The sequence below is a fragment of the Mycobacteroides franklinii genome (assembly GCF_001853795.1).
GTDB lineage: Bacteria > Actinomycetota > Actinomycetes > Mycobacteriales > Mycobacteriaceae > Mycobacterium > Mycobacterium franklinii.
This window is the reverse complement of record NZ_MLIK01000019.1, coordinates 1,061,800-1,078,737: the sequence shown is the minus strand read 5'-3', so window position 1 is coordinate 1,078,737 and position 16,938 is coordinate 1,061,800. Positions and strand designations below refer to the sequence as shown.

Below are 16,938 nucleotides of genomic sequence, written 5' to 3'. Positions count from 1 at the left end.
TCACAGTCCCGTCCGCGGGAACATCATGATGTACAGCTGACTGATGGCGACATTCACGACCATCAACAACAGGATCGACTCGACCACCGCGGCGTTCACGGAGTTGGCCACACCGATGGGGCCGCCCTTGGTGGATAGACCCTTCTGACACGACACCACGGCCACGATGGCGCCGTAGATGATGGCTTTCAGTACCGCCAACACCATGTCATCGGGGGTTGCGAACGAGGCGAAGGTCGATACGAAGCTGCCGGGGGCCCCGCCCTGCCAGTAGACGTTAAACAGATAGGCGCCAAGGAATCCGACAAAACACACCACGGCGGTCAGCGCCACCGCGATCATGATCGCCGCCGCGAACCGGGGCACCACCAGCCGGCGGATCACCGAAACACCCATCACCTCCATGGCGTCGGTCTCCTCACGCATGGTGCGCGAACCGAGGTCGGCCGTGATCGCCGAACCAACGGCCGAAGCCATGAGTACCGCGGCCACCAGGGATGCCGCCTGCCGGATGATTGCGATGCCGCTGGCCGCACCGGCCAGTGAGGTTGCGCCCACTTGCCCCGCGAGCAGGGCGAATTGGATCGAGAGCGTGACGCCGATCGGCAGGGTCACCAAGATGACCGGCATCACGGCCGTCGCGGCCTGGAATGCTCCCTGTCTGACGAATTCCTGCCACTGAAACTGCCCGGTGACGAGGTCCACGAAGAACCACTGGATGGTGCGAACACCGAGCATGAACTGCTCGCCGACCGTGCTTAGGGATTCGAGAGGGTGACGCTTGACGTAACCGGTGGCCCAGTCCTGGATTGCCGCCGCACCCTCATCGGTCGCTACTCCTGCGCCGGGTGTGGTCACGAGGGACCCAAACACAGCGCACGACGCATTCCAGACTCCTCAGTGAACCGGCATTCGCTGGCGCACTAAGGGCTGCGGCGCCAATGAGCGTTGACGATAAATGATGAATCGTTAATTGAATAGTCGGTCATATTCTATATCACACCGATCGGTGTACTGTGCGCTGCGTCACATAGGCCAGAAAGTGTTGCCGGTCCGGGATATCCCCTCGCCCATACCTGTCCCGAATCATGCGGTAAATAAGTGTTTTTGGGAGCCATTACGCCCTGCGACGTCGACCTAGGCAATCAGGGGCGAGTCATCCCATCCACGTTCCCGCAGATCGCCACCGGCCCCCGCCGCCCAGTCATCGCCCAGCGTCCGGCCCGGAGACATGAGACTCCACACCCGATTTGCGTATCAAAACTGTTTGCTGCGGGAAGACGGGTGAGACCACCCGCGTGCGCAGGTCTATTCGTCGAGACCGTGTTCTATGGCGTACCGGGTCAGCTCCACACGATTGCCCAATTGCAACTTGCGCAGCGTCGACTGCACATGGTTTTCGACGGTCCGGTGGCTCAGCGCCAGCCGAGTGGCAATCTGCTTGGCGCTCAACCCCTTTGCGACGAGCCGCAACACCTCGGTCTCCCGCTCGGAGAGCCGTGGCGTCTCGTCGGGATCCGCGGCGGGCGCGCTCGACATGCGGCGGAATTCGCCGAGCACCAACCCGGCCAGGCCCGGCGTAAACACCGCCTGCCCCCTGGCGGTCGCCTTCACCGCCTCGATAAGTTCGGCGGCAGAGGCACTTTTGACCAGATACCCTGTCGCTCCGGCCTTCACCGCTTCCAGCACATCCTCGCGTTCCGCAGAAGCCGAGAGCACCAAGATATGACTATCCGGGGACGCTGCCAGCACCGCAGCGGTGGCCTGCGCGCCGTCGCCGTCGGTCAGTTGCATATCCATCAACACCACATCAGGTTTCACCGTCGCCGCGATCCGGCCCGACGAGGCGACACCGTCGGCGGTGGCCACCACCCGCAGTCCTGCCGCTTGCAGGTCCCGGGACACCCCGTCGCGCCACATGGGATGGTCATCGACCACCATCACCGAAATCAGCTCATCGCCAACGTTTTCTGTCACACCCCCACCTCCTGAGACTTCGGCACCGTGATCTCCCATTCGGTACCCGCGCCGGGCGCCGTCTCCAGCAGAACAGCCCCACCCAGGTCCGCAACCCGGCCCAGAATCGACCGGGACACCCCCATACGCCCTTCGCGTTCAGCCTGATCCAACCTGCCGTCGGCGATACCACTGCCGTCATCGCGCACCGTCACCACCACCGAGTCCTCCAGGTCCTCGACGAGCACGTACGCGTGTGCTTCCGACCCCGCATGCAACGCGACGTTGGACAGCGCGCTACGCACCACGGCCGCTAGCTCACTGGCCATGTGCTGACCGATCAACACCGGTGAGCCCGGAGCGGAAACCGAGACAGCGGTGCTGGCCTGCGTGCGCAGCAACGGACGCAGATCGACCAACTCGTCGTCGGCGAACGTTGTCTGTGCCGCACCGGAGATGAGCTCCCGCAGCGCGACTTCCTGCTCCCCTGCGATGGCGGCCAATTCTGCCGTCGGGCCGCCGATCTCGGTACCCCGGCGCTTCACATACGACAAGACCTGCAATACCCCGTCATGGACCTGACGAGACAGCCGTTCGCGCTCGATCGCCGCCGCGGCCGCCCGTTCGGCGCGCCGCAGTTCATAGAAGGTGCGTTTCGCGGTGGTCGACGCCGCCCCGATTGCGAGCCCCACCACCACCAGTGCCGGCATGGTCGCATCGAGCCACAACGCGCTGACGGGAAGTCCGCGCGCCGCGATGCTGATCGCCGCGAGCACGAAACCGGATAAGACACCGGCGAGCTGACCACGCAACAGACCCATGGACACCACTGCATTGGCCACCCATAGCGTCGTCGGAAGCGCTTGATGTCCGCTGTACCACTGCACATCGACAACCAGGCGCCCGGCGAGCATCAGCGCGATGACGATCACCTGATCGCACAACACCAGCTGCCAGCGATGGAACCAGTTGCGCGACAGCGCGACCGCCGCGAACCCGGTCCACATCGCCATGGCGGCATAGAGTGCCCAACTCAGTCCCTGCCGCTCATAGTGGGTGTAGGACGCCAGCTGCGAGGCCAGCAGGGCGTACCCAAAACTGGCCAATCGGAACACTTGCGCCGCACGCCAGAGCGACGCTGTTGGATCGTTGCCGCTCATCCATCGCGGGACGGTTCCGTTTCCGGATGCCATGTGAATTCGTCAGTCCTTGGGCGGAGCCGGGCCTAGTTCCGGCACTCCGTTACCGGGCTTGGCGCTGACCGCCGGCGGGCCGCCATCGGGCACCATCTCCGGGTCGAGGATCACGGCTTCCTCTTCTCCTTCAAGCAGATACGGATCGTCGGAGTCTTCGGGCTCGATCAACGCGCGGATTGCGGTATTCAGCACGGCCACTGTGGGCACCGCCAAAAGCGCGCCGATGATGCCACCCAGCACACCGCCCGTAGCGATGGCGAACACCACCGCCAACGCATGGATCTGTACCGCGTGCCCCATGATGAGCGGTTGCAGCACATGGCCTTCCACCTGCATCACCACAACGACGATGACCAAGATCATTGCCGCGGTGAAGGCGCCCTTGGTGATGAGCGCGATGAATACCGCGACAAATCCGGAGATCGCGGCACCGATAATCGGGATGAACGCACCCAAGAAGACCAGTGAGGCCAGCGGAAGAGCAAGAGGCACACTGAAAGCCGCCAGACCCACGCCGATACCGATGGCATCCACCAGCGCCACCGCGACAGTGGCACGCACGTAGCCGATCAACGATCCGAAGCCCAGGACACCTGCACGGCGCACCCGCGGTCGCGCCGCCGTCGGGAAGACGCGGGTGACGAACTCCCAAATCTCCTTGCCACCATAGAGAAAGAAAATGGTGGTGAACAAGGTCAGCACGGCGCCGGTAATGATCTCGGTGACCGTAGTGGCCGTGGCCAATGCCCCGCTGGTGACCTTGTCCTGGTTGTCCTTGATGGTGTTGACCAGCGCGTCGCCGGCCTTACTGATCTGTTCCTCGCTGATGTGGAACCGGCTGTGAATCGCCCAGTTCTTCAGCGACTCGATGCTGTTGGTCAGCTGGGCCGACAGGTCCGGGAGACCCTTGATGAACTGATCCACCACAAACGTCAGGATCCCGCCAACCGCGGCGCTACCGGTCAACAGGACTACGACGACCGCCAATGAGCGCGGAATATTGTGCCGCTGAAGGTAGTTGACTGTCGGAACCAGCAGCGCCGAGGCCATCAGGGCCAGCAGCAGCGGGATGGTGATCGTCTTCAGGTGCCAGAACAACCACAGAAAGGTGAGTCCGAAAGCAAGCAGCACCAGTAGGCGCCAAGCCCACGCAGCCCCCTTGCGCACATACGGGTGAACCGACTCTGCGGCATCAACGTGCGTCATGGGCCGAGCCTAACGGCGATGAGCCGCTTGTGCGACGGGCTTCACCATGACCAGCTATCCCTTCGGCGCGGGCTCGGCCAGCACCTCCGAAAGCCACTTCACGACCAACTCGGGCTGCTCGTCGACGATGAAGTGACCGCAGTTGGGCACTTCGGTGATGTTCAGGTCGTCGGCGTGGTCCGTGAAACCATCGAGTAGCGACGGGTGCACGGCCACATCGTCGAGCCCGAACAGCACCCGCACCGGCATGGTCAGCTTCTGGTCGTCGTAGGGGCCGCGCGCAAGATTGACGAACTCCTTGCCCACCATGGAGCGATAGATCTTGGACCCCGCTACGCGACGGTCGCGATCGCGAAAACAGCCGCGGAAGAAGTCCACCGACTCCTTGGGCATGCCGCTGCGGCGAATGAACCACCACAGCGTCGGCGACAGATGCGAGAGAGGCCCGACCACGGGAGCGCCCACCACGAGCTGGTAGGCCAGCTTGTGCGCGTGCCGGGCGACGCGGCCCGGCTGCTGCCACACCGGCGGGATGTTCAGGACGGCCAGCCGCCGGACGCGCGACGGCGCCTTCAACGCGACCAGCTGTGCGGTCCAGCCACCCCAATCGTGCCCGACCAGGTCGAAGGATTCGAGCCCCAGCGCGTCGGCCGCGGCCAGCACATCGGAGGCGAACTGCTCCTTCTCGTAGCCCGTCGGAGCCACCTCGCTCCAGCCCGCGCCGCGCAGATCCATGGCGTGCACCCGGTATCCCGCAGCGGCCAGGGCCGGGATCACCTTGTGCCACATCCACCAGTTCTCGGGCCAGCCGTGCAACAACACCACCGGTCGTCCGTCCTGCGGCCCCGCGACGGCGACATGGATCTTCACGTCCCCTGCTTGTACATACTGGTGATCCACGCCGTCGAGAGCGGGCATGCTGCGCTGCGTCATGGACCGAACCCTACCGCGCAGTAGGTTCCGTGGCACCAGGGTCCCTGAGCCACCGCGCCAGCCCGACCTGGACATACCCGTGCTCTGAAGCAAGAAGAACTGGCATGCTTCGTCATGTCACGGAATTCGGAGTACAACGGGAGTAGACCGATCGGAATACCTGTGTGATGGAACGGCTGCGCGAATGGTTTCGGGCCATGCATGTGCTGGGCCCACGTTGGAGCGTGTTCGTGGGATCCATGGTCGGTATCAACGCCGCCACTCTCCTGTTGTTGTTCTACTTTCTGCGCCACTGGATGCCGTTCAAACGCCCGGCTCACGACTGGGTGTTCGAAAACGGGCCACCGCTGTTCTGGCTTCTCTTCGGCGTCATGATCCTCACCAGCGTGGGGTGGGCGCTGCACATGGAGCACCGGCTCGCCCGCTGGTACTGCCGGGGCGGGCCACCCACCGCGCTGGAGCTTCGCACCGCGCTCACCGCGCCGCTACAGCAGTCCTTGCTCCACCTGGCCGGATGGGCGTTGGGCGCGGGGGTCTTCATCGCGGCAGGAGCAGTCCACGACTCCAAGTGGACTCTCGCGACCATCATCGGTTGTGTGCAATCGGCAACGGCCAGCTTCGGCATCACCTATCTGCTCGGTGAGCGTATTCTGCGACCCATTGCCGCAAAGGCATTGAGCGCCAGCGAGTTCCACGGCCGGTTCGCGCCCTCGGTGTTCGTGCGGGTCCGGCTCAGCTGGTGGATCGGCACCCTGGCACCGGCGATCGGACTCATCTCGCTGTGCGGCATGGCCCTCTGGAAGCCCGACGATTTGACCTCGACACGCGACCTTGCCCTCACCGTCTTGCTGATCGTCTCGACCACCTTGGTCGGCAGTTACGGGCTGGCCCTGCTCACGGCCGGGCAGCTGGCCGACCCGGTGCGGCAACTGCGCAGCGCGATAAGCGATGTGGCACAAGGCGATTTCGATGCGCGGGTCGAGGTCTACGATGGCAGCGAGCTCGGCGTGCTGCAGGCCGGTTTCAACCGGATGATGCAGGTCGGCGAGGAACGCCGTCAGCTGCGCGAGCTGTTCGGTAAACACGTGGGCGCCGACGTCGCCAGCCAGGCGCTGCAGCTGGGTACCAACCTCGGCGGCGAGAATCGTTATGTCGCAGTGTTCTTCGTCGATATGATCGGGTCCACGTCGATGGCGGCGGATCGTGACCCCGAAGAGGTGCTAACGATCCTCAACGACTTCTTCCGCATCGTGGTGGAGGTGGTCGACAGCCGCGGCGGCTTCGTCAACAAGTTCGTCGGCGACGAGGCCTTGTCGGTATTCGGAGCGCCGCTGCACCGCCCCGACGCCACCACGGCATGCCTGGCGGCCGCGCGCGAGCTGCGGGACCGGCTTGACGAGGACTTCCCCCACCCGTTCGAGTTCGCGATCGGCGTCTCGGCCGGGCTGGCGGTTGCCGGGAATGTGGGCGCCCCCGAGCGCTACGAATATTCGGTGATCGGCGACCCGGTGAACGAAGCCTCACGACTCACCGAGCTTGCCAAGCACCGGCCAAGCCGGCTGTTGGCGTCCACCAACGCGCTGTATTTCGCCGACCCCGATGAACAGAAACACTGGGATCACGGCGACTCTGTGCTGCTCCGCGGCCGCACCAGGGCGACACACCTAGCGTGGCCTGCGGGAACCTGAAAGAAGCGGCCAGCCCGCGCCGTTACTGTGGTGCCCGTGCCCCCGTCCGATGACCGAGACCGCGACCGTCTCGAGGGCGGCTTTACGCCGCCCGAGCGAAACGGCCCGGAGCCGTGCTCGGACGACCCCGAGGCGGACACCGCTCCGCAACCCGTCATCAAGCGCCGGGGAAAGTACTGGTGGATTCGCTGGGCGATCCTCATCGTGCTCGCGATCGTGCTCGCGGTGGAAATCGGGTTCGTTTCCGATCAGCTGGATCGGGCCTGGCAGAGCCTGAAGACCGCCAATCCCTGGTGGGTGCTGGCAGCCGCGCTGGCCGCGATGGCGTCCATGCACAGCTTTGCCCAGATTCAGCGGACGCTGTTGCGTTCGGCGGGCGTGAAGATACGTCAGTGGCGCTCCGAGGCTGCCTTCTACGCGGGGAACGCGTTGAGCACCACCCTGCCCGGCGGTCCCGTGCTCTCGGCCACCTTTATCTATCGACAGCAGCGCCTGTGGGGTGCCACGCCGGTGGTCGCGTCCTGGCAGCTGGTGATGTCCGGGGTACTGCAGGCGGTCGGACTGGCGATCCTGGGCCTCGGCGGGGCATTCCTATTGGGCGCCAAAACCAACCCGTTCTCACTGGTCTTCAGCATCGGTGGCTTGTTGGCGATCCTGGTCCTCGCCCAGGCCGTCGCGTCACGACCGGAGATGCTCGACGGCATCGGTGTCCGCATCCTGCGCTGGGTCAACGATCTGCGCGGCAAGCCACCGATGATGGGCGTGGCCCGCTGGCGCGAGATGCTCAAGCAGATGGAGGCGGTGACGCTGACCCGTCGCGCCCTCGGGGAAGCATTCGGTTGGTCGTTGTTCAACTGGATCGCCGATGTGGCCTGCCTGGCCTTCGCCGCGTATGCGGTGGGAAGCCGTCCCTCGCTGGTCGGTGTCATGGTGGCCTATGCGGCGGCGCGTGCCGCCGGATCGGTCCCCCTGATGCCCGGCGGTCTGCTGGTGGTCGAGGCCTTCCTGGTACCCGGTCTGGTGACCTCCGGGATGACGCTGCCCGACGCGATCTCGGCGATGCTCATCTACCGCGCGGTCAGCTGGGTCTTCATTTCCGCGATCGGCTGGGTCATCTTCTTCTTCTTGTTCCGCGACGAGAGCCAGATCGACCCGGACGCGAAGCCCGGGTCGACCAAGGAACCCGAACCCGACGCCGGAGCTGCTACGGACCCGCCGCCGAAAATTTCTTCCGATCCCCCGAAATAAAGCGGACCATAGTCCGGTTGGCATGAGTGTCCGACCCAAACTTAAGGAGCACTCATGACCACCACCACGCCCGTTCTCACTGCCGGAACCTGGACCATCGACCCGGTCCACTCCGACATCACCTTCTCCGTACGCCACCTGGGCGTCTCGAAGGTTCGCGGCTCGTTTACCGACTTCGGCGGTGAAATCACCGTTGCCGAAGACGGCACCCCCTCCGTATCGGCCACCATCTCCGTAGCCTCGGTGAGCACCCGTAACGACCAGCGCGACGGTCACCTGCGTTCGGCCGACTTCTTCGACACCGACAACCACCCCACTGCCACCTTCCGGTCCACCTCGGTGCGCGCCGACGGTGACGACTACATCGTCGACGGCGAGCTGACCCTGCGCGGCGTCACCCAGCCGGTCGCGCTGAACCTCTCCCTGGAAGGTGTCGGACCCGGAGCTCAGGGCGGCGCCGTTGCGGGCTTCGAGGCCAGCACCCAGGTCAACCGCGGCGACTTCGGCGTCAACGGCGGCGCCGGACTGGTCGGCGAGAAGGTCGCGCTGACCTTCAACATCGAAGCCGGCCACCCGGAGGCACCCTCCAACTGATCGCCGCGTGGCACCCGCTACGGTCGGGGAATGCCCAGCGCGCAACCGAATTCATTGACGAAGAAGCCGACGGCGTCCGTACTGCTCGCACTGGTACTGGATGTCGTCGGCATCTTCGTTTTTTGCGCCATCGGTCGCCGCAGCCATGCCGAGGGCATCACAGCGCTCGGCGTGTGGCAGACGGCCTGGCCGTTTCTGTCGGGTGCAGGCATCGGATGGGTGCTGAGCCGGGGCTGGTCACGCCCCAGCTCGATAGCCCACACCGGCATCGCGGTGTGGGTCTGCACCGTGCTGTTCGGGATGATCCTGCGCCGGCTGAGCAACCAGGGCGTCGCATTCAGCTTCGTGGTGGTCGCATCACTGGTCACCGCACTGTTCCTGTTGGGGTGGCGTGCCGTCGCCGCCCGCGTCTCAAAAAGCTGACGACCACCGTCAGGATCTCGTCAACGCGCTTGGATCGGTGCCCCGGGGACACGCAAGCTGGCTGCATGGAAGGTCTCGCCGCCGTGCTGGTTCCCCTCGCCGGTTATGCCGCGGTACTGCTGTCTGTGCGGTACCTCAATCGTCACGACGACATCGCCCCAGCGGCGAGCTCCGACGCGCTCACCCACTAAGCCCTTCAACGCCGAGTGCGAGCCTCGCGCGGATATCTCAGTTGAGATCCGCGCCAGACTCGCACTCGATGTAGGTATGTGCCCTTAGATACGCGGCCCGGGCGCGGGGCCCGTTCCTACCGGACCCGCAGGAGCGGCGGGCTGCACCGGCTGCGCCGGTCCGGGGGCCGGTCCGGGGCCCTGCGGGAAGTTCGGCGCCGCCTGCGCGGGCGCCGGGTTCTGGATGGCGGCCTGTACGGCCGGGTTCTGCACGAGAGCCTGGGCGGCCGGGTTCTGTGCCACCGACTGCGCGGCCGGGTTCTGCGACAGGGCGGTCAGCAGCGCCGGGTTCACACCCATTGCGGCCGGGTTCAAGCCACCACCGTTGACAACCTGAGCCAGATCCAGCGGCAGACCGCACTTGGTACGCAGCTCATTCAGCGGTGCGGCGATACCGCCCATGGAGGCGGCGACATCGGGACGCGACACCAAGTAGCTCTGTGTCTTCGTGGCGATCTGGTCCTGCGGAGCCGCCTTGATCTCCGTAAAGGCTTGGTCGACGTCCGGATGCTGCTCCAGGTAGCTCGCCGCGTTCTGTACGACGTTGCCGACAGTCTTGGTCATCTTGCTGGCCTGGCATCCGTCCGGAGTGGATGTGGCCGGATTCACCGTCGCCGCGGCCGGTACGGCAGCGTTGGGGGCGGGTGCCGGCGCAACGGGAGCCGCTGGAGCCGGGACGGGCGTCGGGGGGACCGGCTCGGCCGCGGCAATCGGTGCCAGGGCGCTCATCGCGAGCCCGCCAGCTAGAACACCTGCGCTCAGCAAGCCATAGGCTGCGCGCCGCGAGGTTGTGGCTGACATGGAATTCCTCCTACTTGTTGCGGGATTACAGCCAACGTATCGAAATCCGGCGCCATTTCGAAACACGGACGCGCACCGTCACCAGAGCGTTACCCACTCTTTATCGTCGCCCAGATTCTGAAATTCAAGATCCACCCCTAGATCCAATTCAACGTTGCCAGGAACGACGAAGAGCATGTACAGCCACCACTGGTTTTTCGCTAAGGGCGGCTGTTAGTAAACACGTCACCGCAGGTTGCCGCGATATATACAGACAGGGGGCGCGGTTGGTCGCGTTGCTGTAGCATCACGACCACGCCACAGGAGACTGCGTGCGTCACACCGAACGACAGGAACCATCGTGCAGTCAGTCATGATGCGCACCAGCGACTACCTCCGTAGGTACCGATGGTTGACCGTCGCTGTCTGGCTGATTCTTATTGTCGCCGCGGTTGGACTCGTGGCCGGCAAGGGCGAGAAACTCACCGGCGGCGGTTTCGAGGTTGCCGGATCGCAGTCGCTGAAAGTGCATGACGCGATGGAGACCGGATTCCGGGAACACGGAGCCTCCCCGTTGGCACTGGTCGCCGCGCCACGTCCCGATGCGACGGTCGCAGATATGACGGCCGCCGTCGACTATCTCAAGCAGGTGGCGGCGCAGATCCCACAGGTTTCGGTCGAGCCCATCCCCCCACAGCTCACCCCGCAACCCGACCGCCCGTTCGTGGTCACCCTACGGATCGGCTTCGACAACACCGGCGCCACCGATATCGCCAAGAGCCTCCGCAAGAAAATAGGGGTGCAGGGCGGCCAGCCTGGCCAGATCGCCGGGGGCCGGGTATCCCTCTATGTGATCGGCCAGGGTGCGCTGGGTGCCGCGATGACCGAACAGATCGCAGGTGACATCAAGAAGGCCGAGAAGTGGAACATCCCGGTCATCCTCATCGTGCTGATCGCGGCGTTCGGGTCCCTTGCCGCGGCCTCGCTGCCCTTGTTGTTGGGTGTGTGCACGGTGGCGTTGAGCGTGGCAATCGTCCTCGGGCTGTCGAACATCACCACCATCTCGGTGTTCGCCCTACCAACGGTGACCATGATCGGCCTCGCTGTGGCGGTGGACTATTCCCTTTTCATCCTCATGCGCTACCGCGAGGAGCTGAACTCCGGGAAAAACCGGCAGGAGGCCATCGCGGGGGCCATGGCCACCTCGGGCCTCACCGTCACGTTCTCCGGATTGACGGTGATCGCCGCCCTCGCCGGTATCTATCTGATCGGCACTCCCGCACTGGCCTCGATGGCCTCCGGCGCCATCATCGTCGTCGCCATCGCGGTCCTTACCTCCACCACGCTGATGCCCGCAATGCTGGCCATCTTCGGCAAGGCGGCCGCCAACCAGTCCCGCTTCCTTCGTATTTCACCGTTGCGCAAGCATTCGATTCCGTTCTGGCGCAAGTGGACCCAGCAGGTGATGCGCCGACCATGGCTCTCCGCGTTGGGGGCATCGGTACTCCTGCTGGTGCTTGCGGCACCGAGCCTGCAGATGCATGTCTCCAATAGCATGCTGCGTCAGTTCGATTCGTCGCACGAGATCCGCCGGGGAATCGACGCCGCAGCGGTCGCGATGGGTCCGGGTGCGCTCGGGCCGGTGCAGGTACTGCTGACGTTCAAGGACAACCCCAGTAACCCGGACAACGCGGCAGCGCTCGAGACCGCCAAGGAAACGATCGCGCACGCTCCCAATATCGCGCGGGTTTCCGACGCGTCCTTCTCCACCAACGGACATGACGCGCTGATCTCGGCGGTGCTATCGGTGGACCCCGAGGCGAACGCAGCGCGCGACACCGTCAATTGGCTGCGCACGAATGTGCCCGATGCGCTCAAAGATTCGGGTACCGATATCAACGTGGGCGGGCCGACGGCCTTGCTGTTCGACTACGACGCCCGCGTCGAACACTCGCTGCTGGGCGTGTTCGCCTTTGTCTGCGTGCTGGCATTCGTGATGCTGCTGGCCACACTGCGTTCACCGGTGCTGGCGCTCAAGGGCGTGGTGATGACGGTGCTGTCGGTCGCCGCTGCCTACGGCAGCCTGGTGATCGTCTTCCAATGGGGATGGCTGGAATTCCTGGGCTTCCACAAGGCCAATATCGACAGCAGTATCCCGCCGTTGGCGTTGGCGCTGACCTTCGGTCTCACCATGGATTACGAGATCTTCTTGCTGGCACGGGTGCGCGAGCGGTATCTGCGCACAGGAGATTGCGGCGACGCCGTCTCCTACGGGGTCCGGACCAGCGCGCGCACCATCACCAGCGCCGCACTGATCATGATCGCGGTGTTCATCGGATTCGCCTTCGTCGGAATGCCGTTGGTGGCACAGCTGGGCGTCGCATGCGCGGTGGCGATTGCCGTCGACGCGACGGTCGTGCGCCTGGTGCTGGTCCCTGCGTTGATGGCGATGTTCAACAAGCGCAACTGGTGGCTGCCCGGCTGGCTGGACCGTGTACTTCCGAACGTGGACTTCGAAACGCCATGTGTCGACGAGCTTCCCGGCCCGCACACCGAAAGCGCGCTGCGGCTTCAGGGATCGGGCTTCGAGGAACCGCGTATCGATTACCACGCCATCGCGGTATCGGCCGCTCGACTCAAGCGCCTCGCCGACGGCGGCACGGTGACCGCACCCGACACGCAGTCGGTGCTCGCCGACCGCTGGCGTGACAACTTGACTGTGGCCCTGGAAGCGTTGCAAGCCGGCAAAAACGGAGCGGACACCGACACGGTCACGATGCCCGGCCCCCTCTCGCGGCTCACTCCGGTGGAAATCACGCAGGTGAAACTGCCGACAGGGCAGAACTGCGTGGTGCCCACCGACGCCGAAGCCCTGCGCATGCAGGGGCTGTTGTTGATGCGCCGCAACGCCGAACGCGATTACACCGAGTTCGCCCGGCTCGCTTCAATGATGGAGCCGCGGACCGCGGCAAAGGTCCTCGCCGGGATCGATCAGCATTACTGTGTACAGTCCAATCAGAGGTGGGTTTCCAGCCAGCTGGTGCGCCGGCTCGCTGACCCGAAGCCCGGTGATGGTGCGATGGAGTGCGCCACGGTGCGCAGGCAGTGCCTGTCGGTGGCGGTGGCGATGTTGGAGGATGCGAGGTGACGGTCACGAGCGACGCGCCAGCCGTCTCCCCCGAAGTGCCCGAAGAGCCTTCGGGTTCCGGCGCCATCGACTCCGGTTCCACGCAGCCCGACCCTCCCGGACGCGGCGACAAACCAGTCACTCATTGGACCACCCACGAGATTCTCGACGCCCTGCAAAGCGGCGACCTATCCGACTGGCAAGCGATTGTGCACGCGCTCAAGCGCGATCCATTTGGGCGAACCGCGCGTCAGATCGAGGAAGTCGTGGGTGCCGATGAGCTCTACGGCATTTCGACCGCGCTGCAGGAGATTCTCACGCGCGCCCGCGACGACCTTGCCGAAGCCGAGCGCCGCGAGGCCGCCAACGAGATCAACCTGCTGTTCGAGGCCTCCGGTCTGCGTGAGGCCGAGTTTGCCTCGCGCATAGGCGTTTCAAGTAACGAACTGTCCGCGTACCTCGCGGGTAGCAGCGACCCGTCGGTCGCGATGCTGGTCCGGATGCGACGGGTAGCCCGCCGGTTCGGGCGTACCCGCCCCCGCGGATGACCAGCGCGTAGATCAGGCGGGTTACATCCGGTTACCTGCGTACCCAGTGCCAGTTCCCTGGGAGCATCCCGATCGTTATGGCAGGCCACCTGAAATCGGCCTAACCTCGGTGCCATGAGCGACGAGACGAAATCAGACGAACCCACTGGCGCCATCACGACGCCCACTTACACGCCCCCACCTGCACCGACTAGCCCGGCGGGGCAACCGAAACCTCCGGCCACCAATGTCGGCTGGGCGGTGGCCTCCGTTATCTTCTTCTGGCCGTTGGCTTTCAGCGCGTTCACCAACGCGCTGAATGTCACCCAGTACTGGCTCACCGGTCAGTACGACCGCGCCCAGGAATCCTCGGACCGCGCCAAGCTACTCGGCAAGATCGCCCTGCTCACTGGCCTGGTGCTGCTGTTCCTGTTCATCACCCTGCGCATCGCATGCGCCATTTGGTGGCACACGCATGGTGGCGGCGGCTGGGGACACCACGGCGGCGGGCACCGTCCGTGGGACGACGGTGGGTGGAACGGCCCCGGCGGCCCGATGGGCCGTCCCGGTCACGACAACTAGCTAGAAGTCGTCGGGCGCACTGGGTGCAACGGGCCAGCCAAAAGCGATGGCGGCCCGTTGCACTGCGCCTGTCCGCAGTTCGGTGGCCAACCCGGCGCTGGCCAGCGCCTGCAGGCTCACCCCACCCATGTAGACAGACCCGAGATCGCGCACGGACAACGCGATATCTGCGTCATCCGTGGTGATTTCACAGCAGGCATAGTCCAGACTGCCTCGCAACCGGTAGCGTCCTGAGTTCTCCGGAAGGAACTCGTCGGTCACCTCCAGCACCACCTCCACGTCCGCGGCATACCGCCGCTGTGACAGTGCCCGCGCAATGTCGACCAATCGCACTTGGATCGCATCGCTCACGGTGCATTCCAGTGATGGATGGTTGGCCACCAAATAACGCAGTTCCTCGTGCACCGAGGCACCGTGATATTTGATCTTGCGAACCAGATCCATATCCAGCAGATAGCGCCACGTTCGGGCGTAGGCCCGTGGGTTGGTGCCCAGCACCTCTTGCACATGCAGCTCGGCATTGGGGCCCGCATCGCCCCACCCCGGCTTTGGCCGGTAGATGGCGAATCCGCTGACAGTTCCGTCTGATTCGTAGTGCAGGACGAAGCGGATCTTGCCTGACTCCTTTTGTCGTTCCTCGTTATCCAACGTCCACATCGCCCACCACTCCGGTGACCGCGACATCTGACCCGGTAACGCGGAGACGGCGGCGTCGTAAACCGCAGGGGCCGATGCCAGGAAGGTTTCGGCGTCCACCTCTTCCAGCGTGCCGTCACCCAGATCCACGGTGGAACGGAATGTCAACTCACGTACCTGCCCGGACAACTCGGCGGCCTCCGTAGCGACCCCGTAGCCAAATCGGCCGTAGATCAATGCTTCTGAGGCGTAAAGCATGGCGATGGCCTCACCGCGTGAGCGGATGTCCGCCAGTTGGTGACGCATCATGGTGGTCAACAGCCCCCGGCGGCGATGCGTAGGCGAGACCGTGACCGCGGTGATGGCGGCCACCGGTACGACGGCCCCGCCCGGCAACACCACGTGCCGGCTGTACGCCCCCGCCGTCGCCACCCACTTGCGTCCATTGTGGAAACCGATCATCCGGTCCAGCTCGGTGAACTTGCGGCTGGCCTCCATCTCGTCCTTCTGCGGGTCCTGCAGGAACACGGAGTACGCGAAGCTCATGTACGACTCGTAGTCGTCCTCATCGGCGATGGTGCGTAGGGTCAGCTCAGACACGTACCCATGTCTACCGTGCCAGGCAGACGCCTGTCACTCGAGTTTTCGATGTGCTGCGGATGACAGGAAGGGAACCGCCATGTGGACCGCCCCCGATGACGCGACCATCGCCCGGGTTCTGCGTGAGACCAAGAGCATTGCCATTGTGGGGATTTCGGCCAACCCAGATCGGCCAAGCCACGGTGTCTACCGCTATCTGGCCGCACACAGCCCCTACCGAATCTTCCTCGTCAATCCCACCATCTCCGAACTCGATGGCGTGACGGTCTACCCCAGTCTTGCGGCGCTGCCGGAGGCACCCGATGTAGTTGACGTTTTCCGCCGCCGCGAGGAGCTGGCGGGCATCGCCCAAGAAGCCATCGACATCGGCGCCCGCACGCTGTGGTTTCAGCTCGACCTCATCGATATCGACGCCGCCAACGCAGCGACCGATGCCGGGCTGCAGGTGGTCATGGATCGGTGCACCGAAATCGAATTCGCGCGTATCCGTTCGCGTTAATTCTTCGGTGGCTGGGCACCAATCCGATCGATCGGCGCGATGTTGTCCACCAGCCAGCGGCCGTCGCGTTTGGTGAGCGTCAGCCGCAGCGCAAGCACCGACTGCTCGGGCTGCGTCTTGGCGGCGACGCTGGTGCGCCGCACCAGGGCGGCCGACACCGCGTCTTCGGGGCCGAGAGCCTCGATGCCCACCGAGATGATCTCGCCCTGCTGCGATATTCCTTTGGACTTCAGGTCGGCGGTCGCCCGGTCGAAATCACCGGTAAAGGACTGCCCCTGCGCCTCGGTCATGTGCTCGGTGGCCTTGCGCAGGTAGGTCTCCGGGCTGCCCGGGGTGAAGTTCACGACCGCCTCAGCTACGGTCGCGGCAACATCGGTCACGGCAACCCGGTCCGCGTTGCCCTCCCGGTCGGGCACCGTCCAATGCCGGTACCCCACCACCGTCACCGCCAGCACTGAGGCCGTCGCCAGGGCGACAATTCCGGCCCGCAGCGCCGGCCCGTCGTCATCGGTACCGACGGTCACCGAATCCCGCCGGGCCAGATAGGCATTCACCGCCATACCTTGGGCGATAAGCAGACAGGACGCGGTGCACACCACCACCCACCAGACGGGCCAACGCAGTATCACGCCCAACGCCACGATCGCCAGCGCCGTCACCAGCGGCGCCAGCAGGTCGAAGAGGATGACCCGCAACATATTCCGGCTCATCGG

The 16,938-nt window shown here is 64.8% G+C and carries 17 protein-coding genes; 9 read left to right on the top strand and 8 right to left on the bottom strand.

Translation table 11 applies throughout. The features are described 5' to 3' along the window. The 5 genes from BKG76_RS12960 to BKG76_RS12940 all read right to left on the bottom strand — a co-directional run bounded on the left by BKG76_RS12960 (window position 1) and on the right by BKG76_RS12940 (window position 5,291). Window positions 1-858, bottom strand: a complete 858-nt coding sequence (locus tag BKG76_RS12960) for an MlaE family ABC transporter permease (RefSeq protein ID WP_070937999.1) — start codon at window positions 856-858, stop codon at window positions 1-3. Between the two features lie 450 nt (window positions 859-1,308). Beyond that, window positions 1,309-1,941 carry a response regulator gene (locus tag BKG76_RS12955; protein ID WP_070939189.1) on the bottom strand — a complete coding sequence of 211 codons (633 nt, stop codon included), beginning with the start codon at window positions 1,939-1,941 and terminating at the stop codon, window positions 1,309-1,311. 32 nt (window positions 1,942-1,973) lie between these two features. Further along, entirely contained in the window at window positions 1,974-3,149 is a 1,176-nt protein-coding gene (gene macS, locus BKG76_RS12950) for a MacS family sensor histidine kinase (protein ID WP_070937998.1), read from the bottom strand. A gap of 9 nt (window positions 3,150-3,158) precedes the next feature. Further along, the gene (locus tag BKG76_RS12945) at window positions 3,159-4,358 is read right to left on the bottom strand and encodes an AI-2E family transporter (RefSeq protein WP_070937997.1); all 1,200 of its coding nucleotides are present in this window, start codon (window positions 4,356-4,358) and stop codon (window positions 3,159-3,161) included. A 54-nt stretch (window positions 4,359-4,412) separates the two neighbouring features. Next, the gene (locus tag BKG76_RS12940; RefSeq protein WP_070937996.1) at window positions 4,413-5,291 is read right to left on the bottom strand and encodes an alpha/beta fold hydrolase; all 879 of its coding nucleotides are present in this window, start codon (window positions 5,289-5,291) and stop codon (window positions 4,413-4,415) included. A 164-nt stretch (window positions 5,292-5,455) separates the two neighbouring features. Between BKG76_RS12940 and BKG76_RS12935 the strand changes: the two genes are divergently transcribed. From BKG76_RS12935 to BKG76_RS25415, 5 genes are all read left to right on the top strand, one after another. Then, a complete protein-coding gene (locus BKG76_RS12935; protein WP_083338026.1) occupies window positions 5,456-6,979 on the top strand; it encodes an adenylate/guanylate cyclase domain-containing protein in 1,524 nt (507 codons plus the stop codon). A 27-nt stretch (window positions 6,980-7,006) separates the two neighbouring features. Beyond that, a complete protein-coding gene (locus BKG76_RS12930) occupies window positions 7,007-8,227 on the top strand; it encodes a lysylphosphatidylglycerol synthase transmembrane domain-containing protein (RefSeq protein ID WP_070937995.1) in 1,221 nt (406 codons plus the stop codon). 54 nt (window positions 8,228-8,281) lie between these two features. Then, window positions 8,282-8,821 (top strand): YceI family protein, encoded by a 540-nt coding sequence (locus tag BKG76_RS12925; RefSeq protein ID WP_070937994.1) that lies wholly within the window; start codon window positions 8,282-8,284, stop codon window positions 8,819-8,821. Window positions 8,822-8,851: 30 nt separating this feature from the next. Then, window positions 8,852-9,244 carry a DUF3054 domain-containing protein gene (locus tag BKG76_RS12920; RefSeq protein WP_070937993.1) on the top strand — a complete coding sequence of 131 codons (393 nt, stop codon included), beginning with the start codon at window positions 8,852-8,854 and terminating at the stop codon, window positions 9,242-9,244. 65 nt (window positions 9,245-9,309) lie between these two features. Further along, window positions 9,310-9,435, top strand: a complete 126-nt coding sequence (locus BKG76_RS25415) for a hypothetical protein (RefSeq protein ID WP_269085936.1) — start codon at window positions 9,310-9,312, stop codon at window positions 9,433-9,435. Between the two features lie 84 nt (window positions 9,436-9,519). On the opposite strand, the gene BKG76_RS12915 is transcribed toward BKG76_RS25415, so the two are convergent. Then, window positions 9,520-10,275 carry a hemophore-related protein gene (locus tag BKG76_RS12915; protein WP_070937992.1) on the bottom strand — a complete coding sequence of 252 codons (756 nt, stop codon included), beginning with the start codon at window positions 10,273-10,275 and terminating at the stop codon, window positions 9,520-9,522. A gap of 352 nt (window positions 10,276-10,627) precedes the next feature. On the opposite strand from BKG76_RS12915, the gene BKG76_RS12910 reads away from it, so the two are divergent. The 3 genes from BKG76_RS12910 to BKG76_RS12900 all read left to right on the top strand — a co-directional run bounded on the left by BKG76_RS12910 (window position 10,628) and on the right by BKG76_RS12900 (window position 14,490). Further along, complete coding sequence (locus BKG76_RS12910; protein ID WP_070937991.1) at window positions 10,628-13,402, top strand: MMPL family transporter; 2,775 nt, start codon at window positions 10,628-10,630, stop codon at window positions 13,400-13,402. Beyond that, complete coding sequence (locus tag BKG76_RS12905; protein WP_070937990.1) at window positions 13,399-13,929, top strand: helix-turn-helix domain-containing protein; 531 nt, start codon at window positions 13,399-13,401, stop codon at window positions 13,927-13,929. The genes BKG76_RS12910 and BKG76_RS12905 overlap by 4 nt, the downstream gene beginning before the upstream one ends. Window positions 13,930-14,043: 114 nt before the next feature. After that, on the top strand, window positions 14,044-14,490 hold the full coding sequence (locus BKG76_RS12900; RefSeq protein ID WP_070937989.1) for a CD225/dispanin family protein: 447 nt from the start codon (window positions 14,044-14,046) through the stop codon (window positions 14,488-14,490). On the opposite strand, the gene BKG76_RS12895 is transcribed toward BKG76_RS12900, so the two are convergent. Next, window positions 14,491-15,726, bottom strand: coding sequence for a GNAT family N-acetyltransferase (locus BKG76_RS12895; protein WP_070937988.1), 1,236 nt, complete (start codon window positions 15,724-15,726; stop codon window positions 14,491-14,493). 79 nt (window positions 15,727-15,805) lie between these two features. Here BKG76_RS12895 and BKG76_RS12890 point away from each other — a divergent pair, with 79 nt between their 5' ends. After that, entirely contained in the window at window positions 15,806-16,225 is a 420-nt protein-coding gene (locus BKG76_RS12890) for a CoA-binding protein (RefSeq protein ID WP_070937987.1), read from the top strand. On the opposite strand, the gene BKG76_RS12885 is transcribed toward BKG76_RS12890, so the two are convergent. Further along, window positions 16,222-16,923, bottom strand: a complete 702-nt coding sequence (locus tag BKG76_RS12885; protein WP_070939187.1) for a hypothetical protein — start codon at window positions 16,921-16,923, stop codon at window positions 16,222-16,224. The two genes, BKG76_RS12890 and BKG76_RS12885, sit on opposite strands and share 4 nt — an antisense overlap. Window positions 16,924-16,938 lie beyond the last annotated feature (15 nt).

Bases quoted from the DNA above. Each gene is read 5' to 3' on its own strand.
- BKG76_RS12890 (WP_070937987.1), top strand. From the start codon at position 15,806: ATGTGGACCGCCCCCGATGACGCGACCATCGCCCGGGTTCTGCGTGAG.
- BKG76_RS12945 (WP_070937997.1), bottom strand. From the start codon at position 4,358: ATGACGCACGTTGATGCCGCAGAGTCGGTTCACCCGTATGTGCGCAAG.
- BKG76_RS12900 (WP_070937989.1), top strand. From the start codon at position 14,044: ATGAGCGACGAGACGAAATCAGACGAACCCACTGGCGCCATCACGACG.
- BKG76_RS25415 (WP_269085936.1), top strand. From the start codon at position 9,310: ATGGAAGGTCTCGCCGCCGTGCTGGTTCCCCTCGCCGGTTATGCCGCG.
- BKG76_RS12915 (WP_070937992.1), bottom strand. From the start codon at position 10,275: ATGTCAGCCACAACCTCGCGGCGCGCAGCCTATGGCTTGCTGAGCGCA.
- BKG76_RS12925 (WP_070937994.1), top strand. From the start codon at position 8,282: ATGACCACCACCACGCCCGTTCTCACTGCCGGAACCTGGACCATCGAC.
- BKG76_RS12920 (WP_070937993.1), top strand. From the start codon at position 8,852: ATGCCCAGCGCGCAACCGAATTCATTGACGAAGAAGCCGACGGCGTCC.
- BKG76_RS12910 (WP_070937991.1), top strand. From the start codon at position 10,628: ATGATGCGCACCAGCGACTACCTCCGTAGGTACCGATGGTTGACCGTC.
- BKG76_RS12955 (WP_070939189.1), bottom strand. From the start codon at position 1,941: ATGGTGGTCGATGACCATCCCATGTGGCGCGACGGGGTGTCCCGGGAC.
- BKG76_RS12885 (WP_070939187.1), bottom strand. From the start codon at position 16,923: ATGTTGCGGGTCATCCTCTTCGACCTGCTGGCGCCGCTGGTGACGGCG.
- macS (WP_070937998.1), bottom strand. From the start codon at position 3,149: ATGGCATCCGGAAACGGAACCGTCCCGCGATGGATGAGCGGCAACGAT.
- BKG76_RS12940 (WP_070937996.1), bottom strand. From the start codon at position 5,291: ATGACGCAGCGCAGCATGCCCGCTCTCGACGGCGTGGATCACCAGTAT.